This is a genomic window from Saccharopolyspora sp. NPDC000995 (assembly GCF_053599315.1).
Map to the genome: position 1 here is coordinate 1 of NZ_JBSFLZ010000105.1, position 16,712 is coordinate 16,712.

A 16,712-nucleotide genomic window follows, 5' to 3' on the forward strand; every position below is an offset into this window, starting at 1 on the left:
CCAAGCACGATCACGATGGCACCACAAACGCACCAGACTCGCCCGCGACACCAAGATCACCCAGGTCAGCTAGCGAATGGCTGCTGCCGTACTAGTCATGGATTTTGACAAGCTTGACATACCAGTCGGCCGCGATCCGGAGTATCCGAGCCAAATTTGGGCACCTCCGCATCGGTGTTTGCATCCTTACGAGAGTGTCCGCCTGCAAGCCGCGCACTTCCCGGCCAACATCGAGCAAGCCGTCTTCCGGCTCGACTGCTTCGCCTGCGGGGCGTTCTGGGATCAATCCAACGCGCCGGGGTGGGCTTACGACTACATGGCCCGCATGATCGACGACGGCGAGTTTCACGCCTTGCACCGCGACAAGCTGAGCATCGTCGGTGACATCAAGTGGGAGCAGACGAAGTACGGCAAGATCTTCGACAAGATCACAGGCGACTCGAACCCGATCTCCAGCAGCAAGATCCAGCTGCGACGACCCGATTAGCCTATCGATCTCCGAGGCGTGCTCGGCTAGCGTGTTGTCTGCGGCCCGTGATCCAGAGATGGAGCACGGAAATGATGAAGCTCATGGTCAACGGAGCTGAGCTGGAGTTCGTCAAGGCCAGCCGGTCTCACATCGACGGCAAAGAGTGTCTGCACGTCGCTGCGGGTGCTGAGGGCCGAGTTCACCTCGTGGAAAGCGAAGACCGGTCGGTGGTTCTGACGACCAACCGCGCTAAGTTCGCGGCCTTCCTCGACGGCGCGAAGAACGGTGAGTTCGACCAGTTCGCGGTCTGACCTGGCCAACCAAGACGTTCCTGCCTTCGGGTGGGGGCGTCTTTTTGTGTTTCGGGCCTTGTCGGGTGCCTCGGGCCAAAGGTCCCTGGGGGCATCGGCCTGTGCGATATCCGGGTGACAGCCTCGCTACCATATGGAGCATGGCGACCGACCCCGCAACCGCAGCTCAAGGCACCGATGCGTCTGGTTTGAAATCATGGACCGTCGACGTCCCCGTAGATGACCTGCCCGAGCTGCCGCCGCTGCCGCCGGAGATGCGCGCCCGCCTCGACGACGCGCTGGCCCGCCCTGCCGTGCAACAGCCGCAGTGGCCGAACCAGGACCACGCCGACAACGTCCGGAAGGTGCTGGAGAGCGTACCGCCGGTGACCGTTCCCTCCGAGGTGGACCAACTGCGTCAGCACCTCGCCGCAGTCGCCAGGGGCGAGGCCTTTTTGCTGCAGGGCGGAGACTGCGCGGAGACGTTTGCGGACAACACCGAGCCGCACATCCGCGGCAACATCCGCACGCTGCTGCAGATGGCGGTGGTGCTGACCTACGGCGCGAGCATGCCGGTGGTCAAGGTCGGACGGATCGCCGGGCAGTACGCCAAGCCGCGGTCCAGCAACACCGACGCGCTGGGCCTGCCGTCCTACCGCGGCGACATGATCAACTCGCTGGTCGCCACCGAGGAGGCACGCCGCCACGACCCGTCGCGGCTGATCCGCGCCTACGCCAACGCCAGCGCCGCGATGAATCTCTCTCGCGCGCTGACCAGCGCCGGGATGGCCGCGCTGACCAAGGTGCACGACTGGAACAAGGACTTCGTGCTCAACTCGCCGGCCGGTGAGCGCTACGAGTCGGTTGCCGCCGAGATCGACCGCGGCCTGCGCTTCATGGCCGCCTGCGGCGTCGACGACTCCAGCCTGCACGAGGTGCACTTCTACGCCAGCCACGAGGCGCTGGTGCTGGACTACGAGCGCGCCATGCTCCGGCTGGACTCCTCCGGCGACCAGTCGCGGCTGTACGACCTGGCTGGGCACTTCCTGTGGGTGGGGGAGCGGACCCGCCAGCTGGACGGCGCGCACATCGCGTTCGCCGAGCTGATCTCCAACCCGATCGGCATCAAGATCGGCCCGGGCACCACGCCCGAGCAGGCCGTCGAGTACGTCGAGCGGCTGGACCCGAACAACGAGCCCGGCCGGCTCACCTTGATCAGCCGGATGGGCAACGGCAAGGTGCGCGACGTGCTGCCGTCGATCGTGGAGAAGGTCACCGCCTCCGGGCACCAGGTGATCTGGCAGTGCGACCCCATGCACGGCAACACCCACGAGGCCAGCACCGGCTACAAGACCCGGCACTTCGACCGGATCGTGGACGAGGTGCAGGGCTTCTTCGAGGTGCACCACCGGCTCGGCACGCACCCGGGCGGCATCCACATCGAGCTGACCGGCGAGGACGTCACGGAGTGCCTCGGCGGCGCCCAGGAGATCTCCGACGCCGATCTGGCGGGCCGCTACGAGACGGCCTGCGACCCGCGCCTGAACACCCAGCAGTCGCTGGAGCTGGCATTCCTGGTCGCGGAGATGCTGCGCGGCTGAACCAGCAGGAAGCACGCGGGAGGGCCCGGAACCCGAGCTGTTCCGGGCCCTCCCACGGTTCGCCCGGCATGGACATCCCTGGGTGGAAGCCGGCGGTTCGGCAGACCTCGACGAGGTGGGCGGTGCGCGATTCGCACTGCGCGAAGAAACGGACGACTACGTGGTGACCCAGGCATGGGTCGCGGCCGGACTCCGGGTGGTGCTGCTACCCCGACTCGCCTTGACCGCGTTCCGGGACCCGAGGGTGCACGTCGTCGCCGCGGACCCGGCACAACATCGCGAGCTGTTCCTGGTGCACCACTGCAACTTGGCCGGGGTGGATGATTCGGTCAGCGCTTTGGTCCGTGCGCTTCACGAGGCAGCTGGCCAGTCGTGACCGTGCGCGATAGCTTGCCGAAGGTGCGGCTTAGTCCCAGCGGGTCGAAGCGGACCAGCGACAGCGCGCCGAGCAGGGCGGCGCCGATCCCGACCGCGACGAACGGCCAGTTGTACATCGCCTGTTCGCCGTCGGGGTAGTAGGCCAGCACCAGCGCGATCGAGGCGCCGACTACGTAGGACAGCGCCTGCGGAGTCCAGAGGAAGGCGCTGCCCAGGGCCAAGCCCCAGGTCGTGTACCACGGCAGCAAGACAGGAGACAGGAGCGCGCCGCAGCACAGCACGATGGCCGCCCGGCGCACCGCCTCGGGCCCGCCGTCGCGGGCCTGCCACCAGTTCCAGGCGAGGATCGCCACTAGAAGCACCGAGCCGATCGTGCGCGTGGCGCCCACGAAAGGCCAGATGTTGGTCTCGCCGAACAGCGACACCAGGCTGTGCAGCGCCTGCCCGACGGCGGTCGGCGCGGACAGGTAGTTGACGATCATGCCGGGCGCGGACAGCGCGGAAAGCCAGCCGAAACCGACCTTGGCGAGCGCAGTGCAAGCACCGAAGACAACCACGAATACGCCCACCGCTGGGAACACGGCGCGGAGGAAACGCTGCCACAGCGGCCCCTCCAGCCGGGACGCCCAGATCCAAACCAGGAACGGCAGGGCGAGCCCGGCGGTCGCCTTGATGGCCATCGCCGCCGACACCAGCGCGATCCCGGCGACGTTCTTGCCTTCGAGCATCAGCAGCGTGCCGACCGACAGCAGCCCGATCATCAGCATGTCGTTGTGCGGGCCGCCGACCAGGTGCACCACCGTCATCGGACTGGCTGCGACCAGCCAGAGCGCGACCGGCAGCCGCCCGCCGAGGTGCCGGACCAGGCCCGGGAGGGCGCAGATCAGCATCACCAGGCCGCCCAGCAGCACCAGCCGCATCACGATGACGCTGGCGATGATGTCGTGCCCGGCTAGCAGGATCACGCCCTTGGCGACTCCTATGAACAGCGGCCCGTACGGGGCGGGCGTGGTCTGCCAGGTCGGGTGCACGTTCTCCGGGATCGGGCCGGTCAGGGCGGACGGGCCGACGCCGTAGGGGTCGAGGCCGTTCAGCGCCAGCAGGCCTTGGCCCAGGTAGCTGTAGACGTCGCGGGTGAACAGCGGCGGCGCGATGAGCATCGGGCCGAGCCAGGCGGCGGTCGCCCACAGCACGCCGCGGGAGGTCACCAGGTGCGCGATCACTCCGCGACCCAGCCGCACCCACGCCCACACCAGCAGTGCGAAGCCGATGTAGACGACCGTCACCGCCACGTCGCGACCGTGGCCGTAGCGCAGCACCGACAGCGGCCCGGAGCCGAGGACGGGATCGTGGATGAGCGTCCCGCCGGCACCGAAGGAGCCGACCAGCAGCAGCACGGACCCGATCACGCCCAATGCGATTGTGCGCAAGGGCAGCGGACGACGAGGTGGCCGACGTCCGCCGAGACTGGGCAGGTCGGCTGTGGTGTTGTTGGTCCGTTCGGACCAGTCGGGGGCCGACTCGATCGAAACACTCGGGGGCATTGTGCTCCCAATAGTTCCACAACCGATCGTCCGAGCCGCCGTGACCAGGTCAGATCGGTCCTGTCGTGGCCTTCGGTCCCGCTTTTCGGTGACGGTCGGGCGTCGAGTCCCCGCTGGTAGACCCTGGCAGGGCGAAAACGTTACAGCGATGAGAAGAGATCAGGATCACATTGCGCGTCATGCGTTTCCGGCCGGTTCAGAACGCGGTCGCGTGGATCGTCGTGCCGGGCTCGACCCGGCTGCCGGGAAGCGGGTACTGGCCCAAGATCACCATGTTCGGCCGCTCGAAGAACGCCTGCACGCTCAGCTGCAGTCCCAGCGCGGCGACCTGCTGCTTCGCCTGGTCCACCTGGACACCGTTGAGGCTGGGCACCTGGACCGCGTTGGACAGCACCAGGCCGATCCGCGGCTGGCCGACCAGCCGGAGTTCGCTGCCGATGGCCGGATCGGTGCTGATGACGTGGTCGCCGTCGACGCCGGAGTCGAACTGGCGACCCGCCTCGTAGGGGTCGAAGCCGGCGTTGCGCAGCGTGGTGAAGGCGTCGTCCCGACTCATCCCGCGCACGTCGGGCACCTTCACCGGGGGCGGGCCCTTGCTGACGATCAGGGTGACCTCGGTGCTGATGTTCAGCGCGGTGCCGGGGGCGGGGCTGACGCTGATGACCCGGCCTTCAGGCACCGTGGTGTGGTATTGGTCGCCGGACTCGTCGTGCTTGGGCTGTAGCTTGACGTTGCGGATCGCGCTCTCCGCCTCGGCCACCGTGGTGCCCTCGGCGATCTGCGGAACCTTGGGCTTGCCCAGCGAGACGACGAGATCCACGGTGCCGCCGCTGCGCACCCGGGAGCCCTCACCGGGGTTGGAGCTGATCACCACGCCTTCCGCGATGGTGTTGTTGTATTCCTTGGTGACATTTCCCGTCAGCTCCGCGCCCTCCAGCGTCTGTTGTGCCGCCACCTCCTGCTCGCCGACGACGCGCGGCACCTGCACGTAGCTGCCGATGCCCAGCCAGTAAGCCGCGCCTCCCACCAGCACGGCCAGCGCCAGGACCACGACGGTCCACACCCTTACAGTCCGCCTGCCGCGGCGGCGATCCCGCTCCGGCCCACTGGGCGCAGCGGCCACGGTGGAGAACTCCTGGGTGTGGTCGCCGGTGGCGGGCCGCGCCATCGCGCGGGTGCGCTGCGGGCCGACGGGGGGCGTGTCGCGGACGGCCGGGATCTGCTCGGTCGGCGGATCTCCGGCCGCGACCGGCGGCGTCAGCTGCCTGGTGCGCTCCTCGGACTCCGGGACCGGCACGGCCACCGGGGCGATGCCGAGTTCGGTGCGCACCCGCTCCAGCTCGGCGAGGAACGCCTCGGTGCTCTCCGGGCGCTGCGCCGGATCGCGCCGCGTGGCGCGGAAGACGAGGTCGTCGACGGCCGGTGGGATCTCCGGGACCAGCTCGCTCAGCGGCGGGACGTCGTCGTTGACGTGCCGGTAGGCCACCGAAAGCGCGGTGTCGCCGACGTAGGGCGGGCGGCCGGTCAGCATCTCGTAGAACACGATCCCGGCGGCGTAGACGTCGGAGCGGGCGTCGGCGGCCCCGGTCGTCACCTGCTCCGGCGACAGGTATGCGACTGTGCCCAGGATGACGCTGCCGCTGGTCGTGCCCGCCTCGGCCGCAGCCCTGACCAGACCGAAGTCGGCGACCATGACCGAACCGCCGGCGCCGATCAGCACGTTCTCCGGCTTGACGTCGCGGTGCACCATGCCGGCCTGGTGCGCGGCGCCCAGCGCCGAGAGCACCGGCGCCATGACGCTCATCGACATCGCCAGCGGCAGGCGGCCGCCCCGGTCCATGATCAGATCGCGCAGCGTGCAGCCCTCGACGAGCTGCATCACCAGGAACACGTGGTCGCCGACTGGGCCGTGGTCTACGCCCTGGTCGTAGACGGCGACGATGTCGGGGTGGTGCAGCCGGGCCGCAGCGCGCGCCTCTCGCTCGAAGCGCTCGACGAACGAGCGGTCGCCGGAGTATTGGGCGTCCATCACCTTGATGGCCACCGGCCGGTCCAGCCGGGTGTCCAGGCCGCGGTAAACCGTGGACATGCCACCGCGGGCGATCTGTGAATCGACCCGGTAACGGCTTTCGAGTATGGCTCCGACGAGGCTCGCGCCGCCGCTGGAGCGTGTCTCAGGAGTCATCTTCCGCCAACCGCCGGGTAACCTTTCCAGCCCGATTGTGGCAGGCCGAGCGGGCAGTCCGGGGAACGCCTCCGCACTCGGGCGCGGGATCGATCACGATCTTGATCGTCGTAACTCGTGCGGTGTGCGGCATCGCGGTCGGTCATGTGGCAAGGTGTGCAGCGTGAGTGCGATCCCTGCTGCCCCGGATGTGCTCGCTCCCGATGTGGAGGTTGTCCCGCTGCCCGACGTCGCCGAGCGGCTCGGTCAGCCCGTGACCCGGGTGCACCAACTGATCCGAGATGGCCATTTGCTCGCTCTGCGCAGGAACGGCGTGTTGGGCGTGCCCACCGCGTTTCTCACCGACACCGAAGTGGTGAAGGGCCTGGCGGGCACGATCACGCTGCTCCGGGACAACGGCTACCAGGAGGACGAGATCCTGCGGTGGCTGTTCACCCCGGATGACTCGCTGCCCGGAACGCCGATCGACGCCTTGCGCGGCGACCGCGGCCGGGAAGTGAAGCGGCGGGCCCAGGCGATGGGCTTCTGAGGCCATCGGAAGGGTTCGGGAGGCCCGGCGAGTCGCGAGCGCAGCCGGGCCGGAGGCCCGAACCTGTAGTTTCGCGTGCCTGTAGCCCGTGAGCACTGCTGGCAACTATGGCACTCAGCAGTGCTTGTGGCCTTTGAACTGCGCGAACATCGGTCAGCCGGTGATGCGTTGTGCGGCGAGCTTGCCGGACAGCAGGACCGGCGGAACTCCGACGCCGGGTGTCGTGCCGGATCCGGCGAGCACGGCGTTAGCCAGGCCGCGCACAAGGTTCCGCGGCCGGAACGGCCCTGTCTGCGCGAAGGTGTGCGCAGCTGAGAACGGCGTCCCTGCTGCGTGCCCCTGGGCCGCCCAGTCCGCCGGGGTGACCAGTTGCTGCACCTCGATCGCGGCACCGAAGCCGGTGAAACCGCGCCGTTGCAGCGTGCCTACCAGCTCGTCGCGGTAGGCCGGGCCGACCCGGTCCCAGTCGATCGGCCCCGCGCGCAGGTTCGGGCACGGCGCGAGCACGTAGTGCAGCTCGCGACCATCGGGTGCCAGCGACGGATCGGTCGCGGTCGGACGGGTGATCAGCAGCGACGGGTCGGTCATCAGCCTGCCTTCGCGGATGATCTCGGTGAACGTGCCGTGCCAGGCCGCGCCGAAGGAGATCGTGTGGTGGGCGTCGGACCAGCCGCGGGTGGTCCCGGCATGCAGCACCACCGCCGACGGTGACCAGCGCAACCGCCGTCGCGGGCGGTGGTCCAGGAGCTCGCGCACGACCGGCAGGTCGGGGGTGAGCACGCACGCGTCGGCAGCGATGCGGGCACCGTCTGACGTGCGCACCGCGGCGATCCGGTCGCCCCGCCGCTCCAACTCGGTCACCGCGGCGTTGTAGCGGAACTCGACGCCCGCACCTGCCGCCGCATCGGCGAGCGCGGTCGGGACCTCATGCATGCCGCCGCGCGGGAACCAAACGCCGTTGACGGTGTCCATGTAGGAGATGACCGCGTACAGTGCGAGCGCGCGGCGCGGGTCCAGTCCCGCGTAGAGGGCCTGGAAGGAGAAGACCCGGCGCAGCCGCTCGTCCGACAGGAACCGGCCGATCGCCGGGCCGAGCCGACCGAAACCGCCGAGCGCCGCGAGACGCGCCAGCTCCGGCGACGCCAGGCCCAGCGGCGAGTCGAAGTTCGCGTCGATGAAGCGGTGCATCTCCGCCCGGTACACCTCGGTCAGCCAGCGCCGCAGCCGCCGGTACCCGGCCGCCTCCGCGGGCCCGGCGAACCGCCGCACCTCCTGCTCCATCGCGGCGGCGTCGGTGTGCACGTCGAGCGTCGAGCCGTCGGCGAACCGTGCCTGGTAGGCCGGGTGCAGCGGGATTAGGTCGAGGCGCTCGGACAACGATTCGCCGACCGCACCCAAGGCTTCGCCGACCAGCTCGGGCATGGTCAACACGGTCGGGCCGGTGTCGATCCGATACCCGGCGAACTCCTGCAACCCGGCCCGCCCGCCGGGCAGTCCGGCGCGTTCAACGACCGTCACCCGTCGCCCGGCGCCCGCTAGGTGCAGGGCCGCAGACAACCCGGCCAGCCCAGCGCCGACGACCACGACGTGATCGGTCCGGCCGGATACCGTGCGCATCAGTGGCTGCGGTCGGTGACCGCGATCGCCAGCTCGGCCAGCCGCGACGCGGCCGGTTCGGCCAACCCCGCGGTGTGCAGCGCGCGCATCGCCGATCCGGTCAGACTGGTGATCCGTTTCTCCACAGCCTCGACCGCGCCGATCCGGTTGAGCACCTGTCGGGCCTGCTCGACGCGGTCTGCGTCCAGCTCGGGGTCGCCGAGCACGTCGCGTAGCAGGTCCAGCGTCGGCTGGTCGGCATGCTCGCGGGCCACCGCCACGGCCTCGGCGATCAGCACCGTCCGCTTACCCTCGCGCAGGTCGTCCCCGGCCGGCTTGCCGGTCACCTCCGGGTCGCCGAAGACGCCGAGCAGGTCGTCGCGGAGCTGGAAGGCGACGCCGATGTCGGAACCGAAGCGGCGCAACGCCTGCAGCGCGTCCGGGTCCGCGCCGGCGATCTCCGCGCCCAGCTCCAGCGGCCGCTGAACGGTGTAGGAAGCGGCTTTGAGCTGGCAGATCTGCAGCGCGGCCTGCGGCGTCTCGTCGCCGCGGAACTGGCCGAGCACGTCGAGGTACTGGCCGGCGAGCACCTCGGTGCGCATCGCGCGCCACGGGCGCAGCGCGCGGGCCAGCGCCTCCGGCGCGATCCCGGCGCTGTGCAGCATGTCGTCGGCCCAGGACAGCGCGAGGTCCCCGAGTAGCACCGCGGCGGCCAGCCCGAACTGGGTGGCAGCACCGGAGAACCCGGACTCGCGGTGGATCTCCTCGAATTTGCGGTGCACGGTCGGGTTGCCCCGCCGGGTGTCCGATTCGTCGATCAGGTCGTCGTGCACCAGCGCACAGGCCTGCAGCAGCTCCAGTGCGCTCGCGGCCCGCAGCATCGCCTGCGCCGTCGGCCCCTCCGCCGGTCCGCCGGCAGCCCGCCAGCCCCACCAGGCGAAGGTCGGGCGGATCCGCTTCCCGCCGCCGAGGACGAACCCGGAGAGCTCGGCCACCGCAGCCGCGAACGCTGGGTCGAGGTCGGCTGCCTCGGCGCGGCGGGTCTGCAGGTATTCGGTCAGCGTGTGCTGGACCTGACCTGGGAGGTCGAGTTCCACGACGACGTCGTCCTTGCCGGTTGCTTGCACGGCGGTCGAATTCGATGGGGGCACACCTCCATCCTCCGCGATGCCACCGAGCGGAGACGGCCGGGTCCGAAGGGGTGTCCGGAGTCACCGGATTGACTCCGGAGCGTAGTCGGATGGTCTTGCGGTGCACTCTTCGAGCAAGGCAGCGTGCGCTTCCCCACCCGAATGTGCGCGAATCGGCGTCGAGCGGCTCCAGCGGGGGCTGTTGCTCGTACCGCCAGACCGGTCGTGGGACGGTTCACTATCCTGTTCGGCATGACGGCGGTGGTAGATCGGTTGAACACCGAGAAGACGACTTTTTCGGTGGAGTTCTTCCCACCGCGCACCGATGACGAGGAGCGCATCCTCTGGCGGGCGGTCCGGGAGCTGGAACCGCTGGACCCCGCGTTCGTCTCGGTGACCTACGGCGCCGGCGGATCCAGCCGGGACCGCACCATCCGCACCACCGGTCGCATCGCGCAGGAGACCACGCTGACGCCGATGGCGCACCTGACCGCCGTGGACCACTCAGTTGCCGAACTGCGCAATGTCATCGGCTGGTACGCGGCCTCCGGGGTGCAGAACGTGCTGGCCGTACGCGGCGACCCGCCGGGCGACCCGAACGGCGAATGGCGCCAGCACCCCGAGGGGCTGACCTACGCCGAGGACCTGGTCCGGCTGGTCCGGGAGCTCGGCGAGTTCTGCGTCGGGGTGGCGGCCTTCCCGCACGGCCACCCGCGTTCCACCGACCTGGACCTCGACGCGGACCACCTGGTGCGCAAGATCCGGGCCGGTGCCGGGTTCGCCATAGCCCAGCTGTTCCTGGAGCCGGAGTACTTCCTGCGGCTGCGCGATCGGATGGTCGCCCGCGGCTGCGACGTGCCGCTGCTGCCGGGAGTCATGCCGATCACCACCCCGCGGGTACTGGGAAAGTTCGGCGAGCTCGCCGGGGTGCCGGTGCCTGCGGAGGTGTCGGAACAGCTGATGCCGCTGGCGGAGGACCCGGCTGGATTCCGGGCAGCGGGCGTGGACCTGGTGACCCGGTTGTGCGAGCGACTGATCGCCGAAGGTGTGCCCGCGCTGCACTTCTACACCCTCAACCGCTCGAAGGCGACGCGCCAGGTGGTTGCCAACCTCGGCCTCTGAGGCTCAGGCGTTCTGCTCCGCCCGGGTGCGGATGTGGGTGCGCAGCGCGAGCAGCGTCACGACGACTGCCGCGCCGAAGGTGAGCGCGCCGACCAGCAGCGCCCAGCCGATCCAGTCCATGCCAGCGGCGTTGGAGAACTGGTAGGTGGCAAACAGCTCCGTGACCGAGCCGGGCTCCAGCGACCAGGTGACCGTGCCGGCGCTCTCCTGACCGTTGGTGTTGGTGATCTCGCCGGGTGCGCTGATCTTCAGGTCGACGCCGGAGTCGGTGTCGGCCAGCGGGGTCAGGTCCACCGAACCTTCGAAGAACACCAGCGAGCCGGAGCGGGACAGGCGCAGCCGGTACCGGGAGTCGGTGGGGCTCAGCGCCTCGGCGAGCTGCTCGACCTCGGGGAAGGTCAGGTCGTGGAACGACAGGTGCGAGCCGGTCCGTCCGCCGTCGTCGTTCGGCGTGACCTGCACCCGGTCGGCGAGGTTCTCGGGCGGCTGCAACCGGAACGGGGCCTGGCCGTCGGCGATCTGGGTGGACAGCTGGACCTCGCCGGACACCAGGTCTTCGCCGGAGATGTTCAGCGCGGCGTTGACGTGCAGGCACCCGCTGAGCAGCGTGCCGAGCACGCCGATCAGGACCGTCAGGAGCGCGGCGCGGCCGCGCGGCGTCTTGGCGTCCACTCGGGCGATCTTCCCACCCACAGCATGTTTCCGCTGCCCCGCGAGCTTGAAAGAGCGCAGCCTTCCCGACTCCGGCATCCGTTAGTCCTCGCGGCGACTCTTGAGGTAGCCGCTTCGTGCGCGGTAATAGGAGAAGCAGCTGAGATCGCTTTCCGACACCACGTTCGGCTCAGTGGGGTGCCCCATTTCCGTGCGGACCTGGCTTCGCCGCGGAGCGTGAGGGGCATTGGTGCGCGATAGCGTGGCGGGCATGGGAGTTGACCACAACGGCGTGCACGAGATCAGCGACCGGTTCGTCACCGAGCTGGTCTCGCTCGATCCGGTCGCCGGAACTTACATGGGTGTACCCGATCGGGAAGAAGAACTGACCGACTACTCGCCGGACGGGTACCGGGCCCGCGCGGAACTCGCCCGCCGCAGCCTGGCCGCGGTGCAGGCGGCCGAGCCGGCCGATGACTCGGAGCGGATCGCGCAAGCAGTGTTCGCCGAGCGGATCGGCCTGGACCTGGAGCTGCACGAGGTCGGCGCGGACATGGCGGCGCTGAACGTGATCGCCAGCCCGGTGCAGGGCCTCCGGCAGGTCTTCGACCTGATGCCGACCGACACCCCGGAGCAGTGGCGCACGATCGCCCGCCGCCTGTCGGTGATGCCCGAAGCGGTGCTGGGCGTGCGCGCCGGGCTGCTGGCGGCGGCCGTCGACGGCAACGTTTCGGCGGCCCGGCAGGTCAGCAAGGTCGCGGAGCAGTGCGACACGTGGTCCGGGCGCGGCGGGCAGTCGTTCTTCGCGGCGATGGTCGCGCGGGCCGAAGGTGTGGACGAGTCGCTGCGCCGCGACCTCGACACCGCGGCCGGATCGGCCGCCGAAGCCTTCGCCGGGCTGGCCGACTTCTTGCGCGGCGAGCTGCTGCCGAAGGCACCGGAGAAGGACGCCGTCGGCGAGCAGCGCTACCGGTTGTGGTCCCGATACTTCACCGGTGCCCGCCTCGACCTGCAAGAGGCTTACGAGTGGGGCTGGCAGGAGTTCTCCGGCATCGAAGCGGAGATGAAGCAGATCGCGAACCGGATCAGGCCGGGAGCGACGCTCGCCGAGGCCGCGGCGGTGCTGGACGCGGACCCCCGTTACCAGGTGCACGGGCAGGACCGGTTCGAGGCGTGGATGCAGCGGTTGTCCGACCAGGCGCTGCACGACCTGCGCGGCACCCACTTCGAGATCCCGGACCCGCTGATGCGGCTGGAGTGCAAGATCGCCCCGCCGGGCGGCGGCGTCGGCGCCTACTACACCGGCCCGACCGACGACTTCTCCCGGCCCGGCCGGATGTGGTGGTCGGTGCCCGCCGACCGGCAGGACTTTCCCACCTGGCGTGAAGTGTCCACTGTGTACCACGAGGGGGTGCCCGGGCATCACCTGCAGGTCGCGACCGCGGTGCACGAGGCGCAGCGGCTCAACAAGTTCCAGCGCCTGGCCTGCTTCGTCTCGGGGCACGGCGAGGGCTGGGCGCTGTACGCCGAACGCCTGATGCGCGAGCTCGGCTACCTCGAAGACGACGGGGACCTGCTCGGCATGCTAAACGACCAGCTCTTCCGCGCGGCGCGCGTGGTGGTCGACATCGGCATGCACCTGGAGCTGGAGATCCCGGCGGGCACCGGTTTCCACGAGGGCGAGCGCTGGACCCCGGAGCTGGGCCTGGAGTTCATGCTGAGCCGGACCATCACCGACCCGGCGCAGGTACGCGACGAGATCGACCGCTACCTGGGCTGGCCGGGCCAGGCGCCGTCCTACAAGCTCGGCGAGCGCCTCTGGCGGGCGGCCCGCGAAGACGCCAGGCAGCGCCACGGCGCGGCGTTCGACATGAAGGAGTTCCACACGCAGGCGCTGAAAATGGGCGGCATGGGCCTCGACACCCTCCGCGAGCAGCTAGCGCTGCTGTGATCATGGGTGCGGGGCACCCGCGACCGATTGCCGTCGTCACGGTGCCCCTCGCCTGTTTTTCAGTTACCTCGCGACTCCGCGACGCGGGTGGCTGAACCTGAGCCTGGACCCGCTTGGTTAGCGCCCGATTGGGGGTGCGGGGTGCCGATTTCGCGCAGTGCCAACGTCGCGAACGCAACGGCTGATCGAAGCGGGCGTCGTGGTCAGCGGGGTTCGAGGGGGAGGGAGCGGCCCAGGACCGCGAAGGGCCGCGGGTCGCCCGTGAAGCGGTAGTTGCGCAGGACGTCCCCGAAGCCGACGCGGCGGTACAGGCGCCAGGCTCGGGTCGGACCTTCCGGCGTTGACAGCAGTACCTTGCTGCCCTGCGCCCCGGCGAGCAGGCGGCGCAGGATCTCCTCGCCGAGGCCGACGCCCTGGCTGCCCGGGTAGACGTGCAGCTCGGTCAGTTCGAAGTAGTCGTCCAACCAGGCTCCGGTATCGCCACCGCTGCTGAGCAGGCCGCGGCGGACTTGCTCGTGCCACCACTGCCCGGGGGCGCCCAGGTAGCCGTAGCCGAGGCCGACGAGCTCATCGCGGTCGTTGAACGCGCCGACGCACCGCCATCCAGCGCGCAGCATGTGCGCCGACCACATCGGGGCGCGCTGCTGGGCGGTCGCGGGTGGGTAGTTCATCGCGGTCACGTAGATCTGCAGGGCCTCGGGGAGCCGAGCCCGGAGCTGGTCCGTGGTCAGCTCGGTGATCCGATCGAAGCTGGGGGATGGCGCGGCGGTCACGGCCGAACACTAACGCCTTCCCAGCGCGCGGTCCTTCTCGCGGCCGATCCTGCCGCCGAGGCGGCCTCACCGGGTGCCGGATTCGGCCACTCGGGTGATCATCTTGGCTGGTCATGCCTCGAACAGGGTGAGCTACGGCGCATTGCTTGAGTCCGTCGGTGGGGCGAGCTAATCTGTAGGTGTTCGAACTCGAGTTCGATGAACTCCAGTTCGTACATCGAGTCCGGCGGTGGGGTGGGGGAAGCACCCCGCCGCCGGACCTGCCGGCTCCGGCAGGCGTGGACGGCTTCGTCGTGCAGAGGAGACTGCCGATGTCTTTTTCCACTGAACTCTCGATTCCTGCTCCGCGGCGTTCCGTGGAGCACCACGAACCGACACCAGAGGCCGAGACGCCAGCCAGCTCCCTGTCGTTGCTGCTCAACGCGCGGACGTGCTTACACCAGGCGGAGGAGGCGGACCGCCCGGGGGAGCGGTATGTCGCCGCGCACGTGGCCGCGTTACGCGCGGCGACCGCGGTCGTCGTGGCGCGCTCCTGTCGGCCGGAGAACGGTCGTCCTGCCAGCGTGTGGACGTTGCTGACAGGGGCCGCTCCCGAGCTGCGGGAGTGGGCGGCGTACTTCGCGGCGCGCTCGGACCGGCGGGCCGCGGCGGAGGCCGGGGTGCCCACCATCACCTGGCTGGACGCCGACAACCTTCTGGCGCGCAGCCGGGAATTCCTCGACATCGTGGGGCGGAGCCTGTTGGGGGTGGCTCGATGAACGGTACTGAAGTGGGGCTCGACTACGGGCGGATGCTGGACCTGCTCGGCATCGAGGCCCAGCTGCTCACCGCGGCGACCCACGACGCGCACGTCCACGCGCCGGTGTGGGGCGCGTCCGGGAGGACCTTGGGGCAGACCATCCGGCACCTGGGCGATCTGTGCGAGGACACGCTGTCCTGGCTGGGCTCGTCCGCGGTGGAGCGGCGCTGGGACCTGCCGGACCAGCCCGAGTTGCGCGAGGTGACCGGCCGGTTCGCCGTCCGGTTGGCGGATCTGCTCGCCGAGTTCAGCGCCCGGCCGCCGCGCGATCCGTGCCCGACGTGGTGGCCGGAGCAGCACACCGTGCGGTTCTGGCTGCGTCGGATGCTGCACGCCACGACGGTGCACCGGGTGGACGTGCAGGCCGCCGCGGGGGTGCTACCGACGCCGATCGAGCCCGACGTGGCGACCGATGGCATCGACGAAGTGCTGCGGCTGTGGTTCGGCTACCGGTTGCACGCGCTCGGCATCACCGCGACGCGCGCCTGTTCGGTCGGGGTGTTCGTGGAGGGCCGGAATTGGCTGGTCACCGCAGACCAGAACGGGACCGCGGTGGTGAGCTCGGACGACGTGTCGACCGCGACGCCCGACGCGGTCGTCGGCGGCGATGCGCCCGCCGTCTATCTCTGGATGTGGGGTCGGCTGCCCGATCGCGCCGTGGAGACCAGCGGCGATCTCGACGCGATCGCACAGCTGTGGGGCCTGCTGCAGTTGGCCACCCGCTGAGCACGCCGTTCGCGGCCGGTCGTGGGTGTGCGACCGGCTTCGCGCCGTGGCACGTCGGTCGAGTCGGCGGCATGACTGGGTTCGACATGTGCGGGTGTCGCTTCGACGGTAAATTCCCGTCCATGCCGCCGCTTCCACGAAAGCCGCGAAACCGGGCCAGCTTCGGGTTGGGGCGAGGCTCGGCCCCGACGACGCGCTCGCGCGCTTGCCGTCCATCCGGCGTCGGTCCAAGGTGAATCCCTTGCGCCAAGCCGTTTAAGTAACTACGCCGAGGATTACCCAAACCAGTCCCAGCAACACTGCGACCAGCGCGAAAGTCGCGAAGAACACACCAACCGCGACCATGGCGGACGTGCTGACCACGCCAAAAATGCGCCAGAAGCCGCGCTCTGCGTTGTCCTGCCGCAAGAGCCAGCGCAGCGAAAGCCCGCCGCCGAGCAGCGCTCCGGCGAACTGAATCCAGATCATCAAACCTTATCTTGCCTGGGCGGCCGGGTTTGTGCGGGCAACGGATCCGAAGTCGCACGACGTCATCGGATTCACGCGACATCCAGGAGTATGCCCAGCAGTGCGGTCAGCTGGTCGCGTTCAATTGCGCTGAAGGCAGCGAAGTGAGCTCGATGAACCCGGCTCCGCCTTCGTCAGGGCCCGCTTGGCCATGCCGGTGATGGTGACTGCGCAGGCCGGCCGGTCTTGCAAGTCGCGTCCCCGTTAGGCATCGGAGTCTTGAGTTCCTGACTGCGCACGTGAGCACGCTCAGGCCGTGTGGACCACCCGTTTTGGATGCTCGTCAGACCCTGCTGGTTAATTTCGGCGCGGTGTGGGGCTGTTTGGGAAGGTGCGGGCGTGAAGCGGACGGACCGTTCGTGTCGTCTACCGAAGCGAACAGGCCGTCCACCGCACACGGGTTGGCGAGGCAGAACCGGACCACTCCCGCGGTGAAACCAGCCCCTCGCGGAATTAGCCAG

The 16,712-nt window shown here is 69.5% G+C and carries 16 protein-coding genes; 9 read left to right on the forward strand and 7 right to left on the reverse strand.

What is annotated here, in order from left to right:
- Positions 1–178 precede the first annotated feature (178 nt).
- The 4 genes from ACWDKQ_RS27025 to ACWDKQ_RS27040 all read left to right on the forward strand — a co-directional run bounded on the left by ACWDKQ_RS27025 (position 179) and on the right by ACWDKQ_RS27040 (position 2,736).
- On the forward strand, positions 179–487 hold the full coding sequence (locus ACWDKQ_RS27025; protein ID WP_450141576.1) for a hypothetical protein: 309 nt from the start codon (positions 179–181) through the stop codon (positions 485–487).
- 71 nt (positions 488–558) lie between these two features.
- A complete protein-coding gene (locus ACWDKQ_RS27030; RefSeq protein WP_450141577.1) occupies positions 559–780 on the forward strand; it encodes a DUF397 domain-containing protein in 222 nt (73 codons plus the stop codon).
- Between the two features lie 140 nt (positions 781–920).
- On the forward strand, positions 921–2,360 hold the full coding sequence (locus tag ACWDKQ_RS27035) for a class II 3-deoxy-7-phosphoheptulonate synthase (protein ID WP_450141578.1): 1,440 nt from the start codon (positions 921–923) through the stop codon (positions 2,358–2,360).
- An 82-nt stretch (positions 2,361–2,442) separates the two neighbouring features.
- The gene (locus ACWDKQ_RS27040; protein WP_450141579.1) at positions 2,443–2,736 is read left to right on the forward strand and encodes a hypothetical protein; all 294 of its coding nucleotides are present in this window, start codon (positions 2,443–2,445) and stop codon (positions 2,734–2,736) included.
- Here the strand turns inward: ACWDKQ_RS27040 and mptB are convergent.
- Complete coding sequence (gene mptB / locus ACWDKQ_RS27045; RefSeq protein ID WP_450141580.1) at positions 2,690–4,282, reverse strand: polyprenol phosphomannose-dependent alpha 1,6 mannosyltransferase MptB; 1,593 nt, start codon at positions 4,280–4,282, stop codon at positions 2,690–2,692. The two genes, ACWDKQ_RS27040 and mptB, sit on opposite strands and share 47 nt — an antisense overlap.
- 196 nt (positions 4,283–4,478) lie before the next feature.
- A complete protein-coding gene (gene pknB, locus ACWDKQ_RS27050; protein WP_450141581.1) occupies positions 4,479–6,467 on the reverse strand; it encodes a Stk1 family PASTA domain-containing Ser/Thr kinase in 1,989 nt (662 codons plus the stop codon).
- 163 nt (positions 6,468–6,630) lie between these two features.
- Between pknB and ACWDKQ_RS27055 the strand changes: the two genes are divergently transcribed.
- Complete coding sequence (locus ACWDKQ_RS27055) at positions 6,631–6,996, forward strand: Rv2175c family DNA-binding protein (RefSeq protein WP_202798810.1); 366 nt, start codon at positions 6,631–6,633, stop codon at positions 6,994–6,996.
- 153 nt (positions 6,997–7,149) lie between these two features.
- Here the strand turns inward: ACWDKQ_RS27055 and crtI are convergent, their stop codons facing one another.
- The gene (gene crtI, locus ACWDKQ_RS27060; protein ID WP_450141582.1) at positions 7,150–8,613 is read right to left on the reverse strand and encodes a phytoene desaturase family protein; all 1,464 of its coding nucleotides are present in this window, start codon (positions 8,611–8,613) and stop codon (positions 7,150–7,152) included.
- Entirely contained in the window at positions 8,613–9,743 is a 1,131-nt protein-coding gene (locus tag ACWDKQ_RS27065) for a polyprenyl synthetase family protein (RefSeq protein ID WP_450141583.1), read from the reverse strand. Before ACWDKQ_RS27065 ends, crtI begins: the two co-directional genes overlap by 1 nt.
- A gap of 231 nt (positions 9,744–9,974) precedes the next feature.
- On the opposite strand from ACWDKQ_RS27065, the gene ACWDKQ_RS27070 reads away from it, so the two are divergent.
- Positions 9,975–10,844 carry a methylenetetrahydrofolate reductase gene (locus ACWDKQ_RS27070; RefSeq protein WP_450141596.1) on the forward strand — a complete coding sequence of 290 codons (870 nt, stop codon included), beginning with the start codon at positions 9,975–9,977 and terminating at the stop codon, positions 10,842–10,844.
- A 3-nt stretch (positions 10,845–10,847) separates the two neighbouring features.
- On the opposite strand, the gene ACWDKQ_RS27075 is transcribed toward ACWDKQ_RS27070, so the two are convergent.
- On the reverse strand, positions 10,848–11,594 hold the full coding sequence (locus ACWDKQ_RS27075) for a DUF3153 domain-containing protein (RefSeq protein WP_450141584.1): 747 nt from the start codon (positions 11,592–11,594) through the stop codon (positions 10,848–10,850).
- A 172-nt stretch (positions 11,595–11,766) separates the two neighbouring features.
- Here ACWDKQ_RS27075 and ACWDKQ_RS27080 point away from each other — a divergent pair, with 172 nt between their 5' ends.
- A complete protein-coding gene (locus ACWDKQ_RS27080) occupies positions 11,767–13,446 on the forward strand; it encodes a DUF885 domain-containing protein (RefSeq protein WP_450141597.1) in 1,680 nt (559 codons plus the stop codon).
- 203 nt (positions 13,447–13,649) lie between these two features.
- Here the strand turns inward: ACWDKQ_RS27080 and ACWDKQ_RS27085 are convergent, their stop codons facing one another.
- A complete protein-coding gene (locus ACWDKQ_RS27085; RefSeq protein ID WP_450141585.1) occupies positions 13,650–14,219 on the reverse strand; it encodes a GNAT family N-acetyltransferase in 570 nt (189 codons plus the stop codon).
- A 311-nt stretch (positions 14,220–14,530) separates the two neighbouring features.
- Between ACWDKQ_RS27085 and ACWDKQ_RS27090 the strand changes: the two genes are divergently transcribed.
- A complete protein-coding gene (locus ACWDKQ_RS27090; RefSeq protein WP_450141586.1) occupies positions 14,531–14,977 on the forward strand; it encodes an SAV_6107 family HEPN domain-containing protein in 447 nt (148 codons plus the stop codon).
- Entirely contained in the window at positions 14,974–15,744 is a 771-nt protein-coding gene (locus ACWDKQ_RS27095; RefSeq protein WP_450141587.1) for a maleylpyruvate isomerase N-terminal domain-containing protein, read from the forward strand. The genes ACWDKQ_RS27090 and ACWDKQ_RS27095 overlap by 4 nt, the downstream gene beginning before the upstream one ends.
- 255 nt (positions 15,745–15,999) lie before the next feature.
- Here the strand turns inward: ACWDKQ_RS27095 and ACWDKQ_RS27100 are convergent, their stop codons facing one another.
- The gene (locus tag ACWDKQ_RS27100) at positions 16,000–16,212 is read right to left on the reverse strand and encodes a hypothetical protein (protein ID WP_450141588.1); all 213 of its coding nucleotides are present in this window, start codon (positions 16,210–16,212) and stop codon (positions 16,000–16,002) included.
- Between the last annotated feature and the right edge of the window lie 500 nt (positions 16,213–16,712).

Coding starts and splice junctions, on each gene's coding strand:
- ACWDKQ_RS27030 (WP_450141577.1), top strand. CDS start 559: ATGATGAAGCTCATGGTCAACGGAGCTGAGCTGGAGTTCGTCAAGGCC.
- ACWDKQ_RS27035 (WP_450141578.1), top strand. CDS start 921: ATGGCGACCGACCCCGCAACCGCAGCTCAAGGCACCGATGCGTCTGGT.
- mptB (WP_450141580.1), bottom strand. CDS start 4,282: ATGCCCCCGAGTGTTTCGATCGAGTCGGCCCCCGACTGGTCCGAACGG.
- pknB (WP_450141581.1), bottom strand. CDS start 6,467: ATGACTCCTGAGACACGCTCCAGCGGCGGCGCGAGCCTCGTCGGAGCC.
- crtI (WP_450141582.1), bottom strand. CDS start 8,613: ATGCGCACGGTATCCGGCCGGACCGATCACGTCGTGGTCGTCGGCGCT.
- ACWDKQ_RS27070 (WP_450141596.1), top strand. CDS start 9,975: ATGACGGCGGTGGTAGATCGGTTGAACACCGAGAAGACGACTTTTTCG.
- ACWDKQ_RS27075 (WP_450141584.1), bottom strand. CDS start 11,594: ATGCCGGAGTCGGGAAGGCTGCGCTCTTTCAAGCTCGCGGGGCAGCGG.
- ACWDKQ_RS27080 (WP_450141597.1), top strand. CDS start 11,767: ATGGGAGTTGACCACAACGGCGTGCACGAGATCAGCGACCGGTTCGTC.
- ACWDKQ_RS27090 (WP_450141586.1), top strand. CDS start 14,531: ATGTCTTTTTCCACTGAACTCTCGATTCCTGCTCCGCGGCGTTCCGTG.
- ACWDKQ_RS27095 (WP_450141587.1), top strand. CDS start 14,974: ATGAACGGTACTGAAGTGGGGCTCGACTACGGGCGGATGCTGGACCTG.
- ACWDKQ_RS27100 (WP_450141588.1), bottom strand. CDS start 16,212: ATGATCTGGATTCAGTTCGCCGGAGCGCTGCTCGGCGGCGGGCTTTCG.